General features: G+C 46.6%; 1 protein-coding gene. It reads left to right on the top strand.

Going from position 1 to position 661, the window contains the following annotated elements:
- The coding region (locus B2633_RS16415) for a hypothetical protein (protein WP_483171766.1) at positions 1-661 on the top strand (661 nt) is incomplete at both ends.

The following is a 661-nucleotide window of genomic DNA, read 5'->3' as shown; positions in this document are numbered from 1 at the left end:
CTACGTTATCAAGAGATTTTATCGTCAAGGGTGTCGGTAAAATGCTTGCCCTAAAGGTTTCAGACGGTTCTGTTGGTGGTTATCTTGGGCACCTGGGCGATATGAGTGTGTCCTTGAAGTTACCTCGCAATGCAGTTTATGGCGGCGATGGATTATGGCCTATTGGATTTACAGAAGGCGACCGCTCGGGTAGTATCGCCTTTACCAACAACAAATTTAATTTGGACCAAATCGCTCTGGCTGCGGGCGGAACTGTTACTCGCGGTACCTCGGTTGATATTATGGAATTTGATGAACCTCATATGGTCCCCGCCGATACAGCTTATACGGTTGATTTGAAATACAAGACTGATGCAAAAACAACCGCCGCGCTTGGCAAAGTTAAAGTATTTTTCGCAGATGGTACTCCCTGTACTTTGGTTGAAAGCGCGCCTGCTGCCCTTGGCGAATATACCTATGCCTCAGGTGTACTAACCTTCGCCGCAGCTTCCGCAAGCAAGGCCATCTTAGTAGACTATCTCCATGCTGTTACTGCAAGCGATAAGGCCGGTATTGTATCAACTGCTCTCGCTTTCCCTGTTGAGATTTATCATAAGGGGATATTTGTTGATGATGTAAATGGTGCGCAGATGGGCTTACAAACCTATGCCCCCAATATTAT

Source organism: Syntrophomonas sp. UBA1041 (genome assembly GCF_002316705.1).
Taxonomy (GTDB): domain Bacteria; phylum Bacillota; class Syntrophomonadia; order Syntrophomonadales; family Syntrophomonadaceae; genus DTU019.
Note: the sequence above shows the minus strand (reverse complement) of the source record. Positions and strands in the feature narration are given on the sequence as shown.